The 20,670-nt window shown below is 55.8% G+C and carries 23 protein-coding genes; 6 read left to right on the top strand and 17 right to left on the bottom strand.

The features are described 5' to 3' along the window. Positions 1-8: 8 nt before the first annotated feature. The 3 genes from PGS10_RS08215 to ubiU form a co-directional block, all read right to left on the bottom strand. The gene (locus tag PGS10_RS08215; protein ID WP_045394935.1) at positions 9-1,016 is read right to left on the bottom strand and encodes a luciferase-like monooxygenase; all 1,008 of its coding nucleotides are present in this window, start codon (positions 1,014-1,016) and stop codon (positions 9-11) included. Positions 1,017-1,568: 552 nt separating this feature from the next. Continuing rightward, the gene (locus tag PGS10_RS08210; RefSeq protein ID WP_047077790.1) at positions 1,569-2,447 is read right to left on the bottom strand and encodes a U32 family peptidase; all 879 of its coding nucleotides are present in this window, start codon (positions 2,445-2,447) and stop codon (positions 1,569-1,571) included. A 5-nt stretch (positions 2,448-2,452) separates the two neighbouring features. After that, positions 2,453-3,448: a ubiquinone anaerobic biosynthesis protein UbiU gene (gene ubiU / locus PGS10_RS08205; RefSeq protein WP_045377933.1), complete on the bottom strand. Its 996-nt coding sequence runs from the start codon at positions 3,446-3,448 to the stop codon at positions 2,453-2,455. Positions 3,449-3,669: 221 nt separating this feature from the next. Here ubiU and ubiT point away from each other — a divergent pair, with 221 nt between their 5' ends. Together ubiT and PGS10_RS08195 are read left to right on the top strand one after the other, a co-directional pair. Further along, positions 3,670-4,194 (top strand): ubiquinone anaerobic biosynthesis accessory factor UbiT, encoded by a 525-nt coding sequence (gene ubiT, locus PGS10_RS08200; RefSeq protein WP_015369536.1) that lies wholly within the window; start codon positions 3,670-3,672, stop codon positions 4,192-4,194. Then, positions 4,188-4,691, top strand: coding sequence for a GNAT family N-acetyltransferase (locus PGS10_RS08195; RefSeq protein ID WP_015703593.1), 504 nt, complete (start codon positions 4,188-4,190; stop codon positions 4,689-4,691). The genes ubiT and PGS10_RS08195 overlap by 7 nt, the downstream gene beginning before the upstream one ends. On the opposite strand, the gene PGS10_RS08190 is transcribed toward PGS10_RS08195, so the two are convergent. Further along, on the bottom strand, positions 4,678-4,968 hold the full coding sequence (locus PGS10_RS08190) for a GIY-YIG nuclease family protein (RefSeq protein ID WP_026612209.1): 291 nt from the start codon (positions 4,966-4,968) through the stop codon (positions 4,678-4,680). The two genes, PGS10_RS08195 and PGS10_RS08190, sit on opposite strands and share 14 nt — an antisense overlap. A 49-nt stretch (positions 4,969-5,017) precedes the next feature. Between PGS10_RS08190 and PGS10_RS08185 the strand changes: the two genes are divergently transcribed. Next, positions 5,018-5,461 carry a YhbP family protein gene (locus PGS10_RS08185; protein WP_047044733.1) on the top strand — a complete coding sequence of 148 codons (444 nt, stop codon included), beginning with the start codon at positions 5,018-5,020 and terminating at the stop codon, positions 5,459-5,461. Here the strand turns inward: PGS10_RS08185 and PGS10_RS08180 are convergent. Then, on the bottom strand, positions 5,441-5,959 hold the full coding sequence (locus PGS10_RS08180) for a type 1 glutamine amidotransferase domain-containing protein (RefSeq protein WP_015703592.1): 519 nt from the start codon (positions 5,957-5,959) through the stop codon (positions 5,441-5,443). The two genes, PGS10_RS08185 and PGS10_RS08180, sit on opposite strands and share 21 nt — an antisense overlap. A 128-nt stretch (positions 5,960-6,087) precedes the next feature. On the opposite strand from PGS10_RS08180, the gene PGS10_RS08175 reads away from it, so the two are divergent. Then, positions 6,088-6,735, top strand: coding sequence for an NAD(P)H-binding protein (locus PGS10_RS08175; RefSeq protein WP_045394931.1), 648 nt, complete (start codon positions 6,088-6,090; stop codon positions 6,733-6,735). A gap of 72 nt (positions 6,736-6,807) precedes the next feature. After that, positions 6,808-7,851 carry a permease gene (locus PGS10_RS08170; protein ID WP_045394930.1) on the top strand — a complete coding sequence of 348 codons (1,044 nt, stop codon included), beginning with the start codon at positions 6,808-6,810 and terminating at the stop codon, positions 7,849-7,851. A 190-nt stretch (positions 7,852-8,041) separates the two neighbouring features. On the opposite strand, the gene dolP is transcribed toward PGS10_RS08170, so the two are convergent. Genes dolP through PGS10_RS08150 form a run of 4 tightly spaced genes read right to left on the bottom strand, consistent with a single transcriptional unit; the run spans position 8,042 to position 11,692 of the window. Further along, complete coding sequence (gene dolP, locus PGS10_RS08165) at positions 8,042-8,617, bottom strand: division/outer membrane stress-associated lipid-binding lipoprotein (RefSeq protein WP_045394929.1); 576 nt, start codon at positions 8,615-8,617, stop codon at positions 8,042-8,044. Positions 8,618-8,626: 9 nt separating this feature from the next. Then, entirely contained in the window at positions 8,627-9,217 is a 591-nt protein-coding gene (gene diaA / locus PGS10_RS08160) for a DnaA initiator-associating protein DiaA (protein WP_015369544.1), read from the bottom strand. Positions 9,218-9,242: 25 nt separating this feature from the next. Beyond that, the gene (locus tag PGS10_RS08155) at positions 9,243-9,629 is read right to left on the bottom strand and encodes a YraN family protein (protein ID WP_047077792.1); all 387 of its coding nucleotides are present in this window, start codon (positions 9,627-9,629) and stop codon (positions 9,243-9,245) included. After that, the gene (locus PGS10_RS08150; RefSeq protein WP_047077793.1) at positions 9,587-11,692 is read right to left on the bottom strand and encodes a penicillin-binding protein activator; all 2,106 of its coding nucleotides are present in this window, start codon (positions 11,690-11,692) and stop codon (positions 9,587-9,589) included. Before PGS10_RS08150 ends, PGS10_RS08155 begins: the two co-directional genes overlap by 43 nt. Before the next feature lie 63 nt (positions 11,693-11,755). Between PGS10_RS08150 and rsmI the strand changes: the two genes are divergently transcribed. Beyond that, a complete protein-coding gene (gene rsmI / locus PGS10_RS08145; RefSeq protein WP_045394926.1) occupies positions 11,756-12,616 on the top strand; it encodes a 16S rRNA (cytidine(1402)-2'-O)-methyltransferase in 861 nt (286 codons plus the stop codon). A 33-nt stretch (positions 12,617-12,649) separates the two neighbouring features. Here rsmI and PGS10_RS08140 read toward each other — a convergent pair whose 3' ends face one another. From PGS10_RS08140 to agaV, 8 genes are all read right to left on the bottom strand, one after another. Continuing rightward, the gene (locus PGS10_RS08140; protein WP_047077794.1) at positions 12,650-14,539 is read right to left on the bottom strand and encodes an enterotoxin; all 1,890 of its coding nucleotides are present in this window, start codon (positions 14,537-14,539) and stop codon (positions 12,650-12,652) included. Positions 14,540-14,619: 80 nt separating this feature from the next. Continuing rightward, positions 14,620-15,492 carry a tagatose-bisphosphate aldolase subunit KbaY gene (kbaY, locus tag PGS10_RS08135; protein ID WP_316422711.1) on the bottom strand — a complete coding sequence of 291 codons (873 nt, stop codon included), beginning with the start codon at positions 15,490-15,492 and terminating at the stop codon, positions 14,620-14,622. 12 nt (positions 15,493-15,504) lie between these two features. Next, positions 15,505-16,659 carry an SIS domain-containing protein gene (locus PGS10_RS08130; protein WP_315711591.1) on the bottom strand — a complete coding sequence of 385 codons (1,155 nt, stop codon included), beginning with the start codon at positions 16,657-16,659 and terminating at the stop codon, positions 15,505-15,507. A 282-nt stretch (positions 16,660-16,941) separates the two neighbouring features. Next, the gene (nagA, locus tag PGS10_RS08125; protein ID WP_045394921.1) at positions 16,942-18,075 is read right to left on the bottom strand and encodes an N-acetylglucosamine-6-phosphate deacetylase; all 1,134 of its coding nucleotides are present in this window, start codon (positions 18,073-18,075) and stop codon (positions 16,942-16,944) included. Continuing rightward, positions 18,072-18,506 (bottom strand): PTS galactosamine/N-acetylgalactosamine transporter subunit IIA, encoded by a 435-nt coding sequence (agaF, locus tag PGS10_RS08120; RefSeq protein ID WP_045394920.1) that lies wholly within the window; start codon positions 18,504-18,506, stop codon positions 18,072-18,074. The genes nagA and agaF overlap by 4 nt, the downstream gene beginning before the upstream one ends. Positions 18,507-18,522: 16 nt before the next feature. Then, the gene (gene agaE, locus PGS10_RS08115) at positions 18,523-19,401 is read right to left on the bottom strand and encodes a PTS N-acetylgalactosamine transporter subunit IID (RefSeq protein WP_045394919.1); all 879 of its coding nucleotides are present in this window, start codon (positions 19,399-19,401) and stop codon (positions 18,523-18,525) included. Then, the gene (gene agaW / locus PGS10_RS08110) at positions 19,391-20,170 is read right to left on the bottom strand and encodes a PTS N-acetylgalactosamine transporter subunit IIC (RefSeq protein WP_045394918.1); all 780 of its coding nucleotides are present in this window, start codon (positions 20,168-20,170) and stop codon (positions 19,391-19,393) included. Before agaW ends, agaE begins: the two co-directional genes overlap by 11 nt. Before the next feature lie 10 nt (positions 20,171-20,180). Next, positions 20,181-20,654: a PTS N-acetylgalactosamine transporter subunit IIB gene (gene agaV / locus PGS10_RS08105; RefSeq protein WP_015369555.1), complete on the bottom strand. Its 474-nt coding sequence runs from the start codon at positions 20,652-20,654 to the stop codon at positions 20,181-20,183. Positions 20,655-20,670: the final 16 nt, after the last annotated feature.

Raw genomic sequence — 20,670 nt, 5'->3', positions numbered from 1 at the left:
CCGCGTCACTAACCTAACAACTCCTCTTTCACCTGCATCGCTAAATCAAAGGAATGCAGGCGCGCCTGGTGGTCGAAGATCTGGCCGTTAACCATGATTTCGTCCGCTTCCGTTTCGCGAAGAATCGACGCTAACCCGTGGCGAACTTTGGTTTTATCGCCAACCAGCGACATGCTTAATGCCTGCTGCACACCATACTGCTCGGACGCTGACCACAGCTGATGCATATTTTCCACCGGCGGCGGCAACTGCCCGGTTTCGCCGCGGCGCAGCTTAACGAAGGCCTGCTGCATCGAAGTAAAGAGGAACTCCGCGTCGCGATTGCTATCGGCGGCGATAATATTGATGCATACCATCGCGTACGGTTTTTCGAGCCGCGCCGAAGGTTTGAAATTGCTGCGATACAGATGCAGCGCCTGGAATAACATGTCCGGCGCGAAGTGAGAGGCGAAAGCAAACGGCAGACCAAGCTGCGCCGCCAGCTGCGCGCTGTACAGGCTTGAGCCCAGTAGCCACACCGGAATTCGTTCGCCATAGCCGGGAACCGGGCGCACCTGCGGATGAGCATCGCGGGCGTCAAACCAGTCCACCAGCTCCGCCACATCGCGCGGGAAATTATCGACATCGCCGCTCATATGGCGACGCAGCGCGCGCATGGTCGGCTGATCGCTGCCCGGCGCGCGGCCAAGGCCGAGATCGATACGTCCGGGATACAGCGTATTCAGGGTGCCGAACTGTTCGGCGATCACCAGCGGCGAATGGTTTGGCAACATCACGCCTCCGGAGCCCAGATGCAGGGTGGTGGTATTGGCGGCAAGATAGCCAATCAACACCGAAGTCGCCGCGCTGGCAATGCCCACCATATTATGGTGCTCAGCCAGCCAGTAACGGTGGTAGCCGCGGGATTCCGCCAGCCGGGCGAGAGCGAGAGAGTGGGAAAAGGCTTCTTTAGCCGAAGATCCCTGCGGGATCGGCGCCAGATCGAGCACCGAGAACGGAATGGTTTTATCAGTCATAAAGGCTCACTTTTCTAGCTGCTAATCATTTAATACTGCATTAAAGAATAGTGAATGGTGTTAACAAAGTGAGCTTTATAAAGCGAGAAGCGGAAAGAAGATGCTTTTGATGGGGCTACGTGTATCGGGCCTACAGTAGATACGGTTATGGATTTGCCACTTTCTCCGCTATGGAAAAGTATCTCATGTTACTTTAGAGCATATTGCGCTCCGGCTCTTTCTCCAGCGTTATATCTCTCATGACGCAGGGAGCGCACAGGGGGCGGCCAGTCGCCGCCGCCCCCTGTACCCCCGGGCTCTGGCCGCCAAAATCGCCACTCCGTGGTTCCTTCGACTTATCCCTACAGGCTTCGGGTCGGGCCGAGGCAGCGTCCTTGCAAATCACGGCCCTCAGCCCGCATCCATGCGGGCTGCCCCGGCCTTCCGGGAACGTCTCAGCGATTTTGAGGCCACCAACACCGGTAGTTTCAGCCGGAAAAGTGGATAAATTAACGACCGGCCACGCGGATTGTAGGCCGGATAAGGCATTTATGCCGCCATCCGGCAGATGTATCAGACCTGCAGCTCCAGCCCGGCCAGCTGTTTCCAGTAGCCGTTGCAATCGCTGTTGGCGGTGAGATCCAGCGGCGCAGCGCCATTTTCGTTGGCGCGGAAGGCGTCGAGCATGGCGAAGGTCTCGCTGCCCATCGGCGACAGGCGCACCATATCCACCAGACCGTGCATCGAGGTTAACTCGTTGCCAAGGTTATAGACGTAGCCGCTCATCGTCTGAATGCCGTTAAGCACAAACACCTGCTGGTTCTCCTGCGACAGCATGCTGCGCCCGGTTGGGTACTTGATGCAGCAGGTTTCGCATTCGTCTTTTGGCCGGTCTTCCGAGCGGGCGGTAAAGCAGCGCGCGGAATAAGCCAGCGGCAGATGGCCGTAGCTCAGCACTTCGACTTCAAACTGGTTGCGAATGCCTAGTTCTTCGCACTGGGTCAGCAAATTAGCCAGCCAGTCGCGGGAAAGCTCCACTGGCATGCACCAGCGCGTCATGCCCTGCTTCAGCAGGAGGCGCAAAGTGACGGCGTTGTAGCAGTTCAGCGCATGACCGGCGACGAAGGGCAGCTTGCGTTCGGCGCAGAGGTTGACCACGCCGAGGTCACTGGCTTCAATCAGGAATTCGCCGTTCTCGACATAGCGCTTCAGCTCGCCCAGTTCGGAGGAGGCCTGCACCAGCGCGAGGGTGGAGAGCACCACCTGCTTGCCGCTACCGGCCAGCGCTTTCGCCATTTCGATCCAATCGCCGACTTTAGTGGCGCGGCGCTTGCTGCACACCGCCTCGCCCAGATAAATGGTGTCAGCGCTACTGTTTGCCGCCTGCTGGTAAAAATCTTCCAGCGTCTCTTTTGGCCAGTAGTACAGCACCGGCCCTAATGAATATTTCATGTTTCTCACTGCCATTTACGGTGATAGGCGCCAAGGGTGGTTTGCGTTCCTTCGGACATCGAACCAAGGGTTTCCATCCATGCGGATTGCGGCACGAAATTCTGCGGATCGGCTTTACAGCGGTCGATCGCCTGACGCCAGACTTTCGCTACCTGGGTGACGTATGCCGGGCTGCGCTGACGGCCTTCGATTTTTACCGAGGCGATATTGGCGGCCATCAGTTCTGGCAACAGCTCCAGGGTATTGAGGCTGGTGGGTTCTTCCAGCGCGTGGTAGCGCTCGCCGTCGACCAGGTAGCGGCCTTTGCACAGCGTCGGATAACCGGCATTCTCGCCATCCTGATAGCGATCGATCAGCACTTCGTTAAGGCGTGACTCCAGCCCCTGCGGCGTTTGCTGCCAGCGGACGAAGCGCGCGGGCGAACAGGCGCCGACGGTATTTGGCGATTCGCCGGTGAGATACGACGAGAGATAGCAGCGGCCTTCCGCCATGATGCATAAGCTACCGAAGGCGAAGACTTCCAGCGGTACCGGCGTGGCGCGGGCTAACTGTTTCACCTGGTGAATGGATAACACCCGCGGCAGTACGACGCGGGCAACGTCAAAGTTGCGGTGATAAAAACGCACCGCCTCTTCGTTAGTGGCGGACGCCTGCACTGAAACGTGACGTTCAATGTGCGGATAGCGTTCCGCGGCGTACTCCAGCATGGCGATATCGGCGAGGATAAGCGCGTCGGCGCCCAATTGCGCGGCCATATCCACAGCACGCTGCCAGCGGGCATAACCGTCGGGATGGGCGAAGGTGTTAATCGCGATATGTAGCTTACGGCGATGCTGGTGCACAAAGCTGACGGCTTCCTGCAATTTCTTTTCGGTGAAATTAAGGCCGGCAAAGTGGCGGGCATTGGTGTCATCTTTCAGCCCGATATACACGGCATCGGCGCCGTTTTCGATGGCCGCCTTAAGTGCCGGGAGGTTACCGGCGGGGCAGAGCAGCTCCATAATTTTTCCTGAAAAACGCGGCCGGTCAGGGACGCAAAATGGTTAACGAGCTGGGATTTTAGTTAACCTTCTGGTGACAATTTTTGATTTGAGGCAGTTAAAAGCGTATTGGTGGGCTCAATAGCTGGCGACCATCATCGCGATTTTGTTGATTTACGCCGCTATGTCGTTTATTTGATATGGCACAATAGCGAAACTATTGCATGCATGGAGTGAAGCTTGTGTTGGATGAACTGCGTTCCCGGCTGGTCCGTTTTGGCCCGTCTTTAATGAGCGTGCCGGTTAAGCTGGCGCCTTTTGCCCTCAAGCGCCAGGTGCTGGAACAAGTATTGAGCTGGCAATTTCGCCAGGCGCTGGCGGATGGAGAACTGGAGTTTCTCGAAGGTCGCTGGTTAAGTATTAATGTGCGCGATATTGGCCTGCTGTGGTATACCTCGGTAGTCGACGGTCGCCTGGTGGTCAGCCAGCAGGCTGACGCCGACGTCAGCTTTAGCGCCGATGCCAGCGATCTGCTGATGATTGCCGCGCGTAAACAGGATCCGGATACGCTATTCTTCCAGCGTCGTCTGGTGATTGAAGGTGATACTGAGCTGGGTCTATACGTGAAGAACCTGATGGATGCCATCGAGCTGGAGCAGATGCCGAAAGCACTGCGGGTCATGCTGCTGCAGATGGCGGATTTTGTCGAAGCAGGCCTGAAGAGCCCGCAGAAACCTGAACAGACATCGGTAGGTGAGGCATGCTGATTCGAGTGGAAATTGGGATTGATGCGCCGGGTATCGACGCGCTGCTGCGCCGTACGTTCGGCAGCGACGCGGAAGCGAAGCTGGTGCACGATCTGCGTGAAGATGGTTTGATCACGCTGGGCTTAGTCGCCACTGACGATGAAGGCCAGGTGGTGGGCTACGTTGCCTTTAGCCCGGTCACCGTCGAAGGCGAAGAGCTGCAGTGGGTAGGTCTGGCGCCATTGGCGGTAGATGAAAGCTATCGCGGCCAGGGTATTGGCCGACAGCTGGTCTACGAAGGGCTGGATTCATTAAATGAATTTGGCTACGCCGCGGTGGTTACGCTGGGCGAACCGGCGCTGTATGGCCGTTTAGGCTTTGAACCCGCCGCCGCGTTCGATTTACGCTGCCGCTGGCCGGACACCGCGGAAGCCTTCCAGGTGCACCGTCTGGCGGATGACGCGCTGCAGGGCGTACACGGTCTGGTCGAGTACAGCGATCATTTCAATCGCTTCTGAGCCCCTCCAGCAGGGTCTCGAACGAACCATCCCCGGCAACGAGGCGCTCTTTCTGGCGCTTCGTTAGCTGCTTGATGCGATACTCCAGCCGCAGAGCGAGTGAGTGGTCACCAACTTTCTGACTAAACGCCAGCGCCAGTTCGCCTTTGCCGCGCAGCGCTTTCGCTCCTTTGCCTTCCTGATGCTGAAGAAAGCGGCGCGGAACATCGGTGGTAATGCCGGTATACAGGCGGTTATCAGCGGTTCGAATAAGATAGAGAAACCAGCACACGGTAATAACGTCAGTCTGTTAGGGTGTGTGCACCATAGCATAATGGAGAATAAAGATGGATACGCTTGCCGCGATTAGCCGCTGGCTGGGTAAACAACACGTCATCACCTGGTGCGTCGCACGTGATGACGAGCTGTGGTGCGCCAATGCGTTTTACGTTTACGATCCGGATAACGTCGTTTTTTATCTGCTGAGCGACGAAAAAACCCGTCACGGCCAGATGACCGGCGAACGCGCGAAGGTCGCCGGGACGGTCAACGGCCAGCCAAAGACCGTTGCCTTAATCCGCGGCGTGCAGTTTAAGGGGGAGATCCGCCGCCTTCACGGTGACGAAGAGGCTGAGATGCGAAAACGCTACGTTAAACGCTTTCCGGTCGCCCGCATGTTGTCGGCGCCGGTGTGGGAGATCCGTCCCGACGAGCTTAAATTTACCGACAACACGCTGGGTTTTGGCAAAAAGCTATATTGGCTGCGCGACTCAAGCTCCGAGCAGGCGTAGCGCCTCGCGATTGAACGCCGGAAGATCGTCCGGGGTTCTGCTGGTGACTAACTGATCGTTATCAAGCACCACTTCCTGATCGTAAAACTCACCGCCGGCGTTTTTCACGTCGACCACGATGGGTTTAACCGCCGTGAGCTTACGCCCGCGAATGACGTCTGCGCTGATGAGTAACTGCGGGCCGTGACAAATGGCAAAGACCGGTTTACCGCTATTCACGAAGTCGCGAGTAAAAGTGACGAAGCGCTCATCACCCCGCAACTGGTCCGGTGAATAGCCGCCAGGCAGCAACAGGGCGTCAAACTGCGCCGGCGTCACGTCATCAATCGCTTTGTCGATCGCCACTTCAGCCTCGCCTTGCTTCCCTTTTACCGTTTTTCCTGCCTGTTTCTCAATTGTCACGACCTGATGCCCGGCAAGTTTAAAAGCCTCGGCAGGTGAGGTGAATTCAGAATCTTCGAAGTCGTCGGTGATTAGTACGGCAATCTTTTTACTCATTCTTCCTCCGATCTTTTGGCAGTGAATGAGGCATTTCCATGATGATGGTGGATACTTACCTCGTAAGCTATTAAGCCTGGAACATGTGGGGCAAAGTGCAAGGCAGACAATTCTGCAAAGGAGATTTGATGAGTCAGGTATTATTAACCGGCGCGACTGGCTTAGTTGGTGGGCACTTACTTCGGCTGCTACAGAGTGAGCCGCGTATTAGCGCGATTGCTGCGCCAACGCGCCGTCCGCTTGCTCCGGCGGAGGGGATATTCAATCCACACGATCCGCAGTTGACCGATGCACTGGCGCAGGTGGTTGATCCTGTCGATATCGTATTCTGCTGCCTGGGCACCACGCGACGGGAAGCGGGGAGTAAAGAAGCGTTTGTGCATGCTGACTATACGCTGGTGGTGGATACGGCGCTGGTCGGGAAGCGCCTCGGGGCGCAACATATGCTGGTGGTCAGCGCGATGGGCGCCAATTCGCATTCGCCCTTCTTCTATAACCGCGTGAAAGGAGAAATGGAAGAGGCGCTGATTGCGCAGGAGTGGCCGCGGCTGACTATTGCCCGTCCTTCGATGTTGCTGGGCGATCGGGAGCATAAACGCGCCAATGAAACGCTCTTTGCACCGCTATTTCGTTTTCTGCCTGGAGACTGGAAAGCCATTCAGGCCCGCGATGTGGCGACGGCTCTGCTGGCCGAGGCGCTGGCGCCGAGCCATGAAGGCGTCCAGATCCTGACCTCGTCTCAGCTACGGGAACGCGCCGCCAGGCAGGCGGATTAATCATTTTCAAATTTGGACGGCAGGCGTAGTATTCACCTCCTTATTTATTATCTCTTCTCCTTGGGGAATGCTATGGCTGGTCAGTCTTCATCTCAGGCGGCATCACCATTTCAATGGTGGAAACCCGCGCTGTTCTTTCTCGTCGTTATCGTTGGCCTGTGGTACGTCAAATGGCAGCCGTATTACGGTAAAGCCTTTACGGCCGCGGAAACCCACAGTATCGGTAAATCTATTCTCGCCCAGGCTGATGTAAACCCGCTGCAGGCGGCATGGGATTACGCGATGGTTTACTTCCTCGCGGTCTGGAAAGCGGCGGCGCTCGGCGTGCTGCTCGGTTCGCTTATTCAGGTGCTGATCCCCCGCGACTGGCTGCTGCGCACGCTTGGGCAATCTCGTTTTCAGGGCACGCTGCTGGGAGCGATTTTTTCGCTACCGGGGATGATGTGTACCTGCTGCGCCGCGCCGGTTGCCGCCGGAATGCGTAAACAGCAGGTGTCGATGGGCGGGGCGCTGGCGTTCTGGATGGGCAACCCGCTGCTGAACCCGGCGACGCTGGTTTTTATGGGTTTCGTGCTTGGCTGGCAGTTTGCTCTGATCCGGCTGGTAGCCGGGCTGGCGACGGTGCTGGTGGTGGCGACGCTGGTGCAAAAATGGGTAAAAGAGGCGGCGACGCAGCCGGTAGCGGCGGAAGACGTTAGCCAACTGAAGAATGATGAGGGCAGTTTTATCAACCGCTGGCTGCGCGCGCTGTGGTCGCTGTTCTGGAGTACGATCCCGGTTTACATCCTCGCGGTGCTGGTACTGGGCGCGGCGCGGGTCTGGTTGTTCCCGCACGCCGAGGGCGCGGTCGATAACACGCTGTTCTGGGTGATCGCAATGGCGATAGCCGGTTGTCTGTTCGTTATCCCGACGGCGGCGGAAATCCCGATTGTGCAGACGATGATGCTGGCTGGAATGGGCACCGCGCCGGCGCTGGCGCTGCTGATTACCTTGCCTGCGGTGAGCGTACCGTCGCTGGTTATGTTGCGTAAGGCGTTTCCGGCTAAAGCGCTGTGGCTAACCGGCGGGCTGGTGGCGTTGTGCGGGGCGATCGTCGGCGCGCTGGCGCTGGTGTAATTTATCCGGCGCGGGGCGCCGGATTTTGTGCCGGGTGGCGGCTGCGCCTTACCCGGCCTACGGTCCGTGCGGCCTGCCTTTAATTTATACTGCCGGTGTTGGTGGCCTCAAAATCCCGGTGGCGCGGGGCTACAGCATAATGCTATTTGGTAGCCCGGCTTAGCGAAGCGCCAGCCGGGTTAGATAACGTTTATTTAAGATAGGTAAAGGCGGTGGTGACGCGGCTCACGCCGCTTACCCGGCTGGCGATATCTGCCGCCGCGCGGCCTTCACGGTCGGTGACCAGGCCCATCAGGAACACTTCGCTATTTTCGGTCGTCACTTTCACGTTGGAAGACTTCACCTGATCGCTGCCCAGCAGTTGGGAACGAACTTTGGTGGTGATCCAGGTATCCGACGACGCGGTACCTAAGCCAATCGGCTGGCCTTGACGCACTTCATTGAAGACTTCGGTAGTCCCTTCAACTCCCATCGCGATTTGTTTGGCGCGAGAGGAGAGATCGGCGGTCGGCGACTGACCGGTCAGCAGGACCTTACCCTGATAAGCGGTGACGTTAATACGCGCTTCTTTCTTAATCTGTTCATCTTTCCCTAAGGCGCTGTTAACGCGTAGCTCCAGGGTGCTGTCATCAACCTGCGTACCCACCGTACGCGGGTCCGTTGCCGCTTTGGTGCCGACGGCTGCCGTACCGACTACCGCTGCGGCGACGCAGCCCTGTAGCAGTAGCGCAGAAAGCAGGATGGCGAGGGGCGAGAGAGCCTTCATGTGTTCTCCTTATTCGTCCTGGTGTGGAAAAAGCGTGTTATCAATCAAATCGCACAGACAATTGACGGTAAGCATGTGCATTTCCTGGATCCGCGCGCTGCGGTGCGAAGGAATGCGGATTTCAACGTCCTGCTGACCTAACAGGCCAGCCAGCTCGCCGCCGTCGTAACCGGTTAACGCCACGATAGTCATATCGCGGGTGACCGCCGCTTCCACGGCTTTCACGATATCCCGACTATTGCCTCGCGTAGAAATCGCCAACAGTACGTCGCCGGCGTGACCCAGCGCGCGCACCTGTTTAGCGTAGATTTCATCATGCAGGCGATCGTTGGCGATTGCGGTTAAGACCACATTATCGGTATTTAGTGCAATGGCGGGTAAACCAGGGCGCTCTGTTTCGAAACGATTGATCATGCTGGCAGCAAAATGCTGTGCGTTGGCGGCGGAGGTGCCATTACCACAACAGAGGATTTTGTTGCCGTTAAGCAGCGACTGAACGAGCGTCATAGCCGCGCGCGAGATGGCGTCCGGGAGCGCTTCCGCGGCGGCGATTTGGGTTTGAATGCTTTCGGTAAAGCAGGCTTTAATTCTGTCGAGCACGGGATCCCTTAAATCTGATAATACGCTATTCGCCAAAGGCGTTTTTCAGCCATTGGATGTCGTTGCCGGTGAAGGCTACCACATCGAAACGGCAATCCACAGTATCAAAACTCCCATTCTGCCGGGAGAGCCACAGACGAGCAGCCTTGAGAAGACGTTGTTGCTTTTGCGGCGTGACGCTGGCGGCGGCATCGCCGTAGCTGGCGCTGCGCCGGTAGCGCACTTCGACGAACACGATAACCGCGCCGTCGCGCATAATAAGATCGATCTCGCCGCCGCGCTCGCGGGCGTTGGCGGCGATAAAACGCAGTCCATGCCGTTCTAACCACCGACGCGCCTGGCTTTCCCAGGCGTCGCCGGTCTGTTTGCTTAGTTGGCTGCGACGATTTGTCCCTGCTGGTACTTGAGCCATGATAACTTCCTGTTGATCACGCAGTCCGGCGTGGCCGTCAGATCGCCCGTATTGCCGTTCAGCTCGTAACCTGGGCTCTGGCGCATTTGCGCGAAATGATTCGCCAGCGACCAGGCGTCGGCGCCCATCGCATACAGACGCGCCAGCGAGTAGTCGTTACGCACGGCGGAGAGCGCCTGCTGCATCAGCGCCGGGTTACTGCCAGCCAGCATCGGGATTTCGCTATATTGCAGGCCTTCCATCTCCAGACGGAAATCCGGGCCGGAGGTGCCCTGGGCGCTGCGGGAGCTGGCGTACAGGGTGACGTTGCTCTGGCTGCCGTTGCGCATGGCGATCAGCGGCTTGATATAGCCAATTTGTTCCGGGGTAGCGACGATATAGGCGGCATCGATGCTGCCGCCGCTGCTGACCGGAACGTCGCCTGGGCTGCCGAGCGAGCTATCCACAGATGACGGCAGCGTCGATACCGGGCTGCCGGTCAGCGAGATGCCGCCGCCGTTGACGCCGGATTTCAGCTCCGCTGTCGATCCCAGACGTTGCTGCAGCACCGTACCGCCGCCCAGTTTCAGCCACTCGTCGGCGAACGCGCTGACCACGCGGTCGCCAAGCGCGCCGCGCGGCACCAGTAGTAACGGCGTTTGCTTGCCCTGATCGTGAATATGACGCGCCGCGTCGCGGGCTTCATCTTCCGGGGAGAGCGCGAAGTAGCACAGATTCGGACGGTTCTCGACTTTGCCCGGCTGATTAAGGGCGAGCACGTTCAGCGAGGTGTTGCTTTTCATCACCTCTTCGACGTTTTCTTTCAGCAGCGGGCCGACCACGAGGGTGGCGCCGTCCTGCTGTACCTGCGCCAGCAGCTGGCTCATCGGCTGGCTGGTGGTATCGTAAATCTTCAGTTCAGCGGCAGGATTGGCGGTGGTCGCCACCGCGGGCTGCGGCTGCGCGGCTGGCGCGCTCACCGGTTGTGCTACCGGTTGTGCTGCCGGCGTTGCGGTAACTGGGGCGGATAGCGGAGCGGCTGCTGGTTTTGCGGCAGGCGCGGCCTGCGTCTCCGCTGTCGCCTGCACCGGCGCGGCCTGGCTGCCGGTGGCGGTGAGATCGCCGACTTCCGCCTGCGAAGGGCTCACCACATCGTTATTGCCGGCAACATTCGCCGCCTGGGCGACCTGCGCCGGCACTGCGCTGCCCTGGACCGCTGGGGCGCCATTCTTCGCCGCTTCAAAACCCTGCTGGATAGTGCGGCCGAAAATCGCCGCCTGGCCGTTCAGAGGCAGCAGCAGGGCGATTTTATTGGTCGAGGCCGGTTTATAGTTTTGCATATTCACCAGCGCAGTGGGCAGCATCTGCGCCCCCGGGTTCTGCGGATAACGGATTTGCCAGTCTTTGACGCCCGCTTTCAGCATTGCCGGATCGTTGCGGTTGTCGAACCACATCCGCTGCAGATCGAGCCAGCCCTGCAGCACGTTTTCGTCGGCATTGATTACCAGCGCGTTGGCCTGCTGTGGGGTCATCGCCGTTAGCGCTTTCCATGTGGCGTCGATGTTTTGTTGTTTTTGCTTCGTCTGGTTTAGCAGGGGCTGCTGGGCAATCAGCGCACGCAGCAATGCCAGAGACGGCTGTCCCTGGCTGGCGTCAATTTGCGCCTGCCAGTAGCGCGGCTGCTGATTTTTCTCAAAACTGAGAGGATCGAGTTTGCTCAGCAATGCCTTCGCGCCCTGGTAATCGCCTTGCGCCAGTTTGACTTCCACCGCCAGCAGCGACTGTTCGCGGGCCTGCGTGCTGTTCAGGTTCGACGGCAGTTGGTTGTACAGGTCGATAGCCTGCTGCTTCTTACCTTCCTGCAGCAGTGCACGAATGGCGAGTAATTGCCAGTTGGTCTTGCTATCATTCGTGCTTTGCTGCATCTGCTGTAGGTAGAAACTGGAGTTGGCCTGCGACGTACCCTGCATAAACGCCGTGCTTTGATCCTGCGTGTGGGTGCCGCAGCCAGCAAAAAGAAGAGTAGCCAGCAATACGGGCAGACAGCGCGCGGGCTTAGAACGAAGAAATGTTGACGGTACCATATGTATCCAGTGATATTTTTTTGGCTCAATGCTCAATATTAAATCGGCAATACGGACGAGACAATGAAACAACACGAATCAGCGGATAATTCTCAGGGGCAACTGTACATTGTGCCCACTCCGATAGGGAATCTGTCTGATATCACGCAGCGCGCACTGGAAGTGTTGCAAGCTGTTGATTTAATTGCTGCGGAGGATACCCGCCATACCGGTTTGCTGCTGCAGCATTTTGCGATTAACGCCCGTTTATTTGCCCTTCACGACCATAACGAGCAGCAAAAGGCCGAAACACTTTTAGCGAAATTAAAAGAGGGGCAAAACATCGCGCTGGTGTCCGATGCCGGCACGCCGCTGATTAACGATCCCGGCTACCATCTGGTGCGTACCTGCCGTGAAGCCAATATTCGCGTCGTGCCGCTACCGGGCCCTTGTGCAGCGATTGCCGCTCTGAGCGCCGCCGGTTTGCCGTCCGATCGTTTCTGCTATGAAGGTTTCCTGCCGGCGAAATCGAAAGGCCGCCGCGATACCCTGAAGGCGCTGGAAGAAGAGCCGCGCACTATTATCTTTTATGAGTCAACGCACCGTCTGGTGGAGAGCCTGGAGGATATCTGCGCGGTTCTGGGCGAATCCCGTTACGTAGTGTTGGCACGCGAGCTGACCAAAACCTGGGAGTCTATCCACGGCGCGCCGATTGGCGAGCTGGTGGCGTGGGTGAAGGAAGACGAAAATCGCCGCAAAGGCGAGATGGTGCTGATCGTCGAAGGTTTTAAGGCCCAGGAAGAGGCGCTGCCGGCAGCCGCGCTGCGGACTCTGGCGCTGCTACAGGCGGAACTGCCGTTGAAGAAAGCCGCCGCGCTGGCCGCGGAAATTCACGGCGTGAAGAAGAACGCTCTGTATAAATACGCGCTGGAGCAGCAGGGATAACCACTGCGCCCGGGGTTAACCGGGCGCGGCTGACTATTTTACCGGCGTCGCTTCGAAAACCAGCGTTTGTAAGGGTTGTAGCGTAACAATAACCGCTTGCTGGTAATCAGCTGGGAAGGTCGTGTTACTACCGTAAACGCTTTTTAACGTAAACCGCGATGTCTCTCCCTGCGGTATCTCGAACGCTTTTGCGAGATCCAGGAAATACTGTTGCGGTTTATCTGATGGGTTACGTAGGCCTAATATCGCCTTATCTTTCTTCCATGAAGCCCAGCCGTAAACTTCCAGCGCGGTAGGATCGCCGCCGACCCAATGGGTATCCACCAGCACATCCGCATTTGCCCTCGACCATTTTGCCGCCTGCGCCAGGGTATCCCACTTCGCTTTGTTAAGCATCGATGGTGTGATGTATAGCTCCTGTAATTGCGTACCCGTCGCGAAATAGCTCCAGACCTGATCGGCGAAATCGCCATCGGTTTGCGGTTTTTCCAGCCCGTAATAGGCATTTTCAGCACTGACAATACCATGATACATCAGTGAGTTAAGCGGGAAGAGCGGTCCTTTACGCACAATTGAGCGATAAGTCTCGGCATCCCGATAGGTCATCCATTGCTGTACTGGCGTTCCAGGGCCATAAAGATTGATATCGTCTCCCTGGCGCCAGATAGCGTCAGCATAAAAGAGCCAGGAAGGACTGGCGTTGGTCCCGGTGGTTAAATTAATAAATTGATTAGGATTGGCGCTGCGCATGTTATGCAATAAAGCGATAGATGCATCAAAATCGGAAGCAAACTGACTACCCGCAATATGCGAATTTGCGTTGCCCATACCATCAAGCTTAAAAGAGGTAATATGCTCGTCTTTAATCAGCTTAATAATTTGTTGATTGAAGTTGTTGAAATAGTGCGGTCCGGATAGCGCGAATTTGCCATCGACCGTTTCAAAGCCATACTCTTTGGCGTGGGAGACGCGAATATCTCTGGGCTTGTTATAACCTCCCCAAGGGGAAAGCCACAGCCCTACAGAACTATGCATGCTGGCCGCTTTTTCTCGTACTTTGCTGAATCCCTGGCTGAAGGCGGGGCCAAAGAGCCATCTGCCGGTACGATCGTCCCAACCGTCATCCAGAAGAAAGGCATCTAATGTGACGCCGCGACCGGAAATAAACTCTTTATTCCATTCATCCATCCGGCTTAGCACATCCTGTTCGCTATAGGTGGTAAAGAAACCAATATCCATCCAGCTGTTATAGTGTAGATAGGGTTTATAGGGGCGTGGACGCACGGCATCAATAAAGATATTCACGCTGCGACGAAGTTGATTGGTTTCCGGAAAAGTGCCGAAGTAGGTCGTATAGCTGAGTGGTGCGGCGGGGTCGATGGCTGTTTTTAATTCTACATTCAGATTCGTGGTCGCCTCATATGCCCAGGTATTTACGATAGGTTTATCGGGCAATATAAAAAAGGTATCAGCCACAATCGGTGAACTATTGATTGCGCCATCGACATACGGTGCTTGCGATTGTTTTTTAGTCGGGAAAAAAGTTATTTTTGCCACGTCTCGCGATTGACCTACCGCCGCGATGGTGTAATCAATACTCGCGTAGTTTCCCTTTATCAGGTTCATCTTTACCGTGACGTTAAAATCGGGGCGGGTATAATCGATAATAATAGAGTCGCTATTTTTCTCGACATTCTTTACTTTAAAATCAGCGGTGTGGATGATGGTTTCATCTGGTAGCGTGAGAAAAAACAGTTCTTGCGGTGAAAGTTGATGGGCCGATTTTTCATCTTTTACCATTGTTGCTGAGTTCGCATCGTTAAATGAAAGCGCCATCGATGCGTTATTTAATGTGTATTCAGCGGCCGCCGCGCTTTGCGAAACCAGTAGGGCCAGTAACGAAACAGTGAGCACTTTTTTCATTAGAAAGATCCTTGCTGTCGTTATATCAGAGGTTAATAACGTTAGCCCTCTCGGGCTAACGTTTTGTCATTGTATGGTGTTCAAGCTTCTGCGGCCTGTAATAGTCGGTTAGCGGAACCGCACACGCTAATTTTACTTTTTACAACTTCTTTCATCGCATCCATGCCGACACGCATGTAATAACGTGGGTCGTTACCTTGCGGATTGTCAGCAAACCATTTTTTCACCGCGGCGGCGAAGGCGATTTTGAGTTCTGTGGCGACATTGACCTTGCAAATTCCCAACGTGATAGCACGACGGACGTAGTCATCCGGTACATCGCTTGCGCCATGCAGCACCAGAGGGATATCGACCACTTCCCTGATTTCCGCCAGCCGTTGGAAATCAATCTTAGGCGTTTTTTGATATAGCCCATGAGCGGTACCGATCGCCACGGCGAGACTGTCGATACCGGTCAATTCGACAAAGCGTTTAGCCTCTTGCGGGTCGGTGAGAAAGGCGCTTTCCGCGTCAACGTTAAGATCGTCCTCCATTCCGCCAAGCCGTCCCAATTCCGCCTCGACGCTACAATCCAGCGCGTGGCAAAAATCGACGACTGATTTCACCAGCTTCACATTCTCATCAAACGGAAAATGGCTGCCATCAATCATTGCGCTGCGGACCCCGGCATTGACCTTACGACGAATATCCGCCAGCGACTCATGATGGTCGAGATGTAGCGCAATTGGCATCGCGTAGGTGGCGGAGTAGGCGTGGCAGAGCGCGTAAATTTCCTCCAGCGCGATATGCTTAAAGGTTCCCGGCGTGCCGGCAAGGATCACCGGCGATCGCATTTCACTGCATGCTTCCAGGATCGCCTGGATCGTCTCGGCGTTATGAATGTTAAATGCAGGAACCGCATAACCTTTAGTCTGGGCATCCTGCAGAAGATATTTGGTGGAAATAATGCTCATGGCGCGCTCCTTTTAAGCCTGCCAGGGATGAATAACGACACCTTGTACGACGCGGTTAACGGTACCGCTGGCGGAAGGCGTATCCGGGGTGTTGCCCACGGCGAGAGATTGGTTAAGCGCGAAAATCTGGGCGTACATCAGGAAGCTGAATGCCAGTTCGACATCGTTGAAGTGTCGTGATGGCGGGAGAATGATATGCGGGCCTGCTTCAATAACAGGATCGGAACCTGCGGCGATGGCTACTATCCGCATAGCCTGGCGATCGCGACGCAACTCAGCGAGAAGATCCAGATCGTACTGGCGGGTATAGTGATGGTTGGAGACAAACATCACCACCAGCGTTTCGTTATTCACCAGTGACTTAGGCCCGTGACGGAAGCCGGTAGGCGAGTCATAAAACGCGGCCAGCTTACCTGCCGTGAGCTCAAGCACTTTCAGGGCGGATTCGCGCGCGGCGCCCTGCAACCCGCCGCTACCGAGGTAAACGATCCGTTTCCACGCTCCGTTGCCGAAAACCCCAGCGTTAATATCGCTCAACGAGTTAAGAATCGTCTGGCAGCAGTCAGCGACATCGCTGAATGTCTGGCTATTAATGAGGTTGGGTGCGAACACTGCAAGGCAACTGGCCATCATCGTGGTAATACTACTGGTCATCGCAAAGCCGCGATCGTGGGTTTCTGGCGGCATCAACAGCGGCAGAGCATTGTCGCTATCCAGCGCGGTTTGATACAGGCTGCCTGCTTCGTTGCAGGTAATGGGTAGGTGATAACACTCTGTAACAAACTGGTTCGCTAGTTCCACTGCGGCCACGCTCTCCGGGCTATTGCCTGAACGGGCAAACGAAACCAGCAGTAGTGGATGTGCGGGATCCAGATAATCCATCGGGTTGGTTACAAGGTCGGTGGTTGGAACGGCGCTAAAGTTTTTACCACTATGGCGGGACAGCCAGGGCGCGATTATCTCGCCGATAAATGCAGAAGTGCCGGCGCCGGTCAGGACGATACGGAGATCGTTTTTTCGTAGCAACGGCGTGAGAAAACCATCAATCTCCGATCGCAAACAATCGATATTCTTTAAAGATTGTATCCAACTGCCTGGTTGCTGGCGGATCTCTTCTTCGGTCCAGGTACCAGTGGTTGATGGCGCGGGGGTATATCTTTCTGACATAACGCAATCCTTATGGTGATGATTTCCGCTTTCGGTGTGGGCTAATGCAGTTCTTTCGTTTCGTTTCACTTTGACTTGCTTTTAATGTATTAAAATTTACATGAAAGAAATCGAAAGCTCAATAATATGATTGACAATAAAACGAAAATAGCCGCGTTCTGGGATTATTTTTTACATAACAAATTGAAATAATATGGTTTTTATTTGAACCGATTGCGAATCCAAAAAGAAAGGAAAAGAAAGGTCTGCAGGCAGGCTGCAGACCTGAGGAGAGAAGTGGGCTTAAAGCGAAAACGTTTCACCGCGGATCCAGATATTTTCCAGTCGCAGTTCGTTATCTACTGCAATGATGTCGGCCATTTTTCCCGGTTGTAACGATCCTAATTGTCGATCCAGCCCTAATAGCCGCGCCGGGTGAAGAGAAGCCATATGAATAGCCTGTTCAGCCGTCATACCGGGTAATGAACTGACGGCACGCACGGCGGAATCGAGTGAAAGGGTACTTCCCGCCAGACTTCCATTTAGCGTACGGACGATACCATCACGCATTTCTACTGTTTCGCCACATAGGGTGTAATTGCCGTCAGGCATACCCGCCGCCTGCATCGCGTCGGTTATCAGTATGATGCGATCTCCGGCGCAACGGCAACATAGCTGCATTGCCGCGGGATGTACGTGATGGCCGTCGGCAATGAGTTCAAGCCAGGCGCGGTTATCGGTTAATCCTGCGCCGACCATTCCTGGTTCGCGATGATGCAATCCACTCATACCGTTGTAGCAATGTACCAGGCCATCCGCGCCGGCATCAAAGGCGGCACAGGTTTGTTGCCAGGTTGCCGCGCTATGGCCCAACATGACCCGCACGCCTTGCCGTTTAAGATGACGGATTGCCTGTAGCGCCCCCTCTTTTTCCGGGGCAAGGGCGACGACGCGTAGCGTCTCGCGAGAAACCGCAATCAACCGATCGAATTCGGCAAGATCCAGTTCCCTGAACCACTGTTCCGGATGGGCGCCTTTGTGCGGCGGCGTAAAGTAAGGGCCTTCAAGATAGCTGCCAAGAATTTGCGCCCCTGGACCGCCTGCGTGAACGCGCCGCGCAATACGTTCCAGCGCCGCATGGATTGCCGCTAACGGCGCGGTGACGGTGGTCGGCAACCAGCTGGCGACCCCCTCACGCGCTTTGTGTTTCGCCAGCAGATCTAACGTATCCGGCGCGTCATCCATGACATCTACGCCTGCGCCGCCGTGGACATGAATATCGATATAAGCAGGACACAGCAGCTCGGCATCGCGAGTGAGGACACCCGCGGGAATCGGCTCCAGCGCCACGATAACGTCATTTTCAATCCGTAGCTGATGGTCATCAAGCCATCCTTGCTCTGTGAGTAAGCGCCTGGCGCGCAGTATGCGGCTCATATGCCTTCCTCAACAGCATGATCTTCCCGACAGCGTCCCAGTTCGTCGACCAGACACGTTAACCCGCGGTGACCGCATTCCAGCGCCTGAAGACGAAATGCTTCGCTGGTTAATCCTTCGCGTTCCAGCACCATCTCCAACAATAGCTGCAGGTTAGTGCCGGTAATCACTTCCCGGCCGCGTTTTTGCATCGCCAGCGTGGAGGCGATGCGAAACGGCGTGCCGCCGAGTAAGTCAGTCAGAAAAACAATGTCTTCTTCACCGTCCAGTTCATTGACCGCCTGTTCCAGCTGTGCGGTTAGCAGGGCGGTGGTGGATGATTCAGGGAAATCTATCGCAATGAATTGCGACTGTTCGCCCAGAATCTGTTTCATTGCCTTTTCCATCCCGCTGGCAAACCCGCCATGGCCGGTCAAAATGATTCCTAACATCGAAAACCTCTTAGCGTTACAGGAAGTGACAGAATTTACCTACGATACCCAGCGCGACCGTGATGCCGATAAGACGGAGAGGGCTCCAGCCGCGGCGTACCAGCCAGTACATCGCCAGGGTATAAACCAGCGGTAAAAAGGCGGGCATCAGCTTATCGATGACATCGGTTTGCAGTTTAACCACGGCGTCGCCGGCAGTGATTTCAAGCGTGGTGCTTAGACGAACATAGGTCGCTACCAGCGCGCCAATCACCGTCATCCCGACGATGGAAGCGGCATGACCGACTTTTTTGGTATTGGCTTTGATGAGCGGGATCGCCGCTACCCCCATCCGGTAAGCGTAATGCGCCAGGCCGAAACGCAGGCCGAGATGGACCACATTAAACAGGACGATAAAAACGACGGCCCCGAGAATCGAACCCTGAAGCGCCAGGCTGGCGCCAATGCCGCCGCAAATCGGCAGTAACGTTAGCCAGAACATGGCATCGCCGATACCGCCGAGCGGCGCGCCAACGGCGATTTTGGTGTTCTGGATGCTGTTAACATCCTGCTTCGAGCGCTCCATCGCCAGGATGATGCCGATGACAAAGGTCACGAGGAAAGGATGAGTGTTAAAAAACCCCATATGTCCTTTCATCGCCCGCGCCAGATCGCGCGGATTGGTGTGGATTTTCTTCAATGCCGGCAGCAGTCCATATAACCAGCCGGAAGCTTGCATACGTTCATAGTTAAATGATGCCTGTAAAAGCATCGAGCGCCAGGCCACCCGGTTAATGTCTTTTCGCGTCAGGTCGGCCCCAATGCTTTGATCTTCATAAACGTTTTCGTTGACGCCTGTGAGTAACGTTGTTTCACTTTCTGCCACATTGGGCAGCGTATGTTGATTAGATGCCATCTTCGAATTCCTCTTTAGGCGCCGCAGATTGAGTCGGTTCGGGAGATTTACGTAGCAGGTCGATAAGCGCCATAGCCAGCGCGGCGGCGGCAATGGCTAGCACGGGGAGCTTGAGCCAGGCCGCAGCAACGAACCCGATGATGAAATAGGGGATGTAGACATTTTTCATCATGATTTTGAGCAGTACGGCAAAACCGATTGCTGGCATGATGCCGCCCGCGACGCCCAAACCATCGATCAAGCGCTCAGGGAGTACATCGATCGCGGTTTTGGCGTGCTCTGCGCCAAAGTAGATGGGCAGAAAGGCACAGAGAAAATAAAAAGCGCCTAACGCCAGCAACGCCAGGTAATTCACGCGCTCAATGCCGCGGGTATCGGCATTTGCCGCCATGCGATCGCAGCGCGACATAACACCGGACATTACCGAGAAAAGGAATGTTATCCCCATCTGAACCGCGACGGCGAAGGGAACCGCAACGCCGACGGCGACATCGGGTTTAACGCCGGTGGTAATGGCAAAGGTGGTACCGACGATGGTCCCAATAATCACGTTTGGAGGTTGCGCGCCGGCCAGCGGCGCCAGCCCCATCCACACCAGCTCCAGCGTGCCGCCGGTTAATATACCGGTATGAAGATCGCCGAGGATCAGACCCACCAGAGGGCCAAGCACCACCGGACGATGCATATGGGTTAATCCGTTGAACATATCCAGGCCGGCGATAAAGGCAAGGATACCCAATGCAATGGCTTGAAAAAGCGAAATTTCCATGGCGAGCCCCTTAGAGCAGTTTATAAAGATCCATTGCCGGTTCTGTCGGAACTCCTTGAATGAAGCACTCAACGCCGGCGGATTTCAGACCGTTAAAGGCAGCAATATCATTGCCGTCGACAGAGACGGTTTTGGCAATTTGTCGTTTCCCGTCGGCGTAGTGCATATTGCCGACGTTGATGCGCGATACCGGCACCCCGCCGGAAACCAGCGTCAGAAAATCGGCGGGCGATTTACATACCAGCAATATTTTTTGCCGATCGGCGGCGCGATGAATGTTGTCGATGACTTTCTGCAGCGACCAGAAGCGCACGGCAATTCCCTCTGCCAATACCATTTCCATTAAATTCTGTTGCACAGGGTCTTCAGCCACCTCGTCATTGGCAACCAGAACCAGATTCGCGCCTGCAAACCCGACCCACTGCACGCCAACCTGGCCGTGGATTAAGCGTTCATCAATACGACTTAAAACAATATTTGGCATCGCCGTTTCCTCTTCG

This window comes from Klebsiella sp. 141153 (assembly GCF_032601995.1).
In the GTDB taxonomy this organism is placed as follows: domain Bacteria; phylum Pseudomonadota; class Gammaproteobacteria; order Enterobacterales; family Enterobacteriaceae; genus Klebsiella; species Klebsiella aerogenes.
Note: the sequence above shows the minus strand (reverse complement) of the source record. Positions and strands in the feature narration are given on the sequence as shown.

Excerpts from the sequence above, each read along its gene's own strand:
- PGS10_RS08215 (WP_045394935.1), bottom strand. The coding sequence starts at position 1,016 with ATGACTGATAAAACCATTCCGTTCTCGGTGCTCGATCTGGCGCCGATC.
- PGS10_RS08210 (WP_047077790.1), bottom strand. The coding sequence starts at position 2,447 with ATGAAATATTCATTAGGGCCGGTGCTGTACTACTGGCCAAAAGAGACG.
- ubiU (WP_045377933.1), bottom strand. The coding sequence starts at position 3,448 with ATGGAGCTGCTCTGCCCCGCCGGTAACCTCCCGGCACTTAAGGCGGCC.
- PGS10_RS08195 (WP_015703593.1), top strand. The coding sequence starts at position 4,188 with ATGCTGATTCGAGTGGAAATTGGGATTGATGCGCCGGGTATCGACGCG.
- PGS10_RS08185 (WP_047044733.1), top strand. The coding sequence starts at position 5,018 with ATGGATACGCTTGCCGCGATTAGCCGCTGGCTGGGTAAACAACACGTC.
- PGS10_RS08180 (WP_015703592.1), bottom strand. The coding sequence starts at position 5,959 with ATGAGTAAAAAGATTGCCGTACTAATCACCGACGACTTCGAAGATTCT.
- PGS10_RS08175 (WP_045394931.1), top strand. The coding sequence starts at position 6,088 with ATGAGTCAGGTATTATTAACCGGCGCGACTGGCTTAGTTGGTGGGCAC.
- PGS10_RS08170 (WP_045394930.1), top strand. The coding sequence starts at position 6,808 with ATGGCTGGTCAGTCTTCATCTCAGGCGGCATCACCATTTCAATGGTGG.
- dolP (WP_045394929.1), bottom strand. The coding sequence starts at position 8,617 with ATGAAGGCTCTCTCGCCCCTCGCCATCCTGCTTTCTGCGCTACTGCTA.
- PGS10_RS08155 (WP_047077792.1), bottom strand. The coding sequence starts at position 9,629 with ATGGCTCAAGTACCAGCAGGGACAAATCGTCGCAGCCAACTAAGCAAA.
- PGS10_RS08150 (WP_047077793.1), bottom strand. The coding sequence starts at position 11,692 with ATGGTACCGTCAACATTTCTTCGTTCTAAGCCCGCGCGCTGTCTGCCC.
- rsmI (WP_045394926.1), top strand. The coding sequence starts at position 11,756 with ATGAAACAACACGAATCAGCGGATAATTCTCAGGGGCAACTGTACATT.
- PGS10_RS08140 (WP_047077794.1), bottom strand. The coding sequence starts at position 14,539 with ATGAAAAAAGTGCTCACTGTTTCGTTACTGGCCCTACTGGTTTCGCAA.
- kbaY (WP_316422711.1), bottom strand. The coding sequence starts at position 15,492 with ATGAGCATTATTTCCACCAAATATCTTCTGCAGGATGCCCAGACTAAA.
- PGS10_RS08130 (WP_315711591.1), bottom strand. The coding sequence starts at position 16,659 with ATGTCAGAAAGATATACCCCCGCGCCATCAACCACTGGTACCTGGACC.
- nagA (WP_045394921.1), bottom strand. The coding sequence starts at position 18,075 with ATGAGCCGCATACTGCGCGCCAGGCGCTTACTCACAGAGCAAGGATGG.
- agaF (WP_045394920.1), bottom strand. The coding sequence starts at position 18,506 with ATGTTAGGAATCATTTTGACCGGCCATGGCGGGTTTGCCAGCGGGATG.
- agaE (WP_045394919.1), bottom strand. The coding sequence starts at position 19,401 with ATGGCATCTAATCAACATACGCTGCCCAATGTGGCAGAAAGTGAAACA.
- agaW (WP_045394918.1), bottom strand. The coding sequence starts at position 20,170 with ATGGAAATTTCGCTTTTTCAAGCCATTGCATTGGGTATCCTTGCCTTT.
- agaV (WP_015369555.1), bottom strand. The coding sequence starts at position 20,654 with ATGCCAAATATTGTTTTAAGTCGTATTGATGAACGCTTAATCCACGGC.